Raw genomic sequence first — 469 nt, 5'->3', positions numbered from 1 at the left:
ACGCAAGCGCTGGCCGGACGACGACGCACTGTTGGTCGATGTGGGTGGCGTGCTGGATTCGCTCCATGCCCATTTCTCGACCCATCGCAAGCCTTAGTACCTCACCACCTCAGGAATGAACATGAACGATCTCAAGATAGCGGCAGCACCCGATGCCAGCGCGGAGCCTGTTCCAAGCTACACGCTGTGGCAACTGGTGCGCTACATGCTACGCCTGGGCACCTTCGGCTTTGGCGGCCCGGTGGCACTGGTCGGCTACATGTACCGCGATCTGGTGGAGCAACGCGGCTGGATTTCGGATGCTGACTACAAGGAAGGCATGGCCCTGGCTCAGCTGATGCCGGGTCCTTTGGCGGCGCAGTTGGCGATCTACCTGGGATATGTGCATTTCCGCTTGTGGGGCGCAACGCTGGTTGGCTTGGCGTTTGTGCTGCCATCTTTTTTGATGGTGGTTGCCCTGGGGTTTGCC

Annotated in this window: 1 protein-coding gene; it reads left to right on the top strand. The window is 60.1% G+C overall.

Annotated features, from left to right (window positions below; translation table 11 throughout):
• Positions 1-121: 121 nt before the first annotated feature.
• Positions 122-469 (top strand): chromate transporter (locus AC066S_RS39225; RefSeq protein WP_478271965.1); only part of this gene is annotated, 348 nt, incomplete at its 3' end.

Source organism: Bradyrhizobium sp. CFUWI (assembly GCF_056429085.1).
Note: the sequence above shows the minus strand (reverse complement) of the source record. Positions and strands in the feature narration are given on the sequence as shown.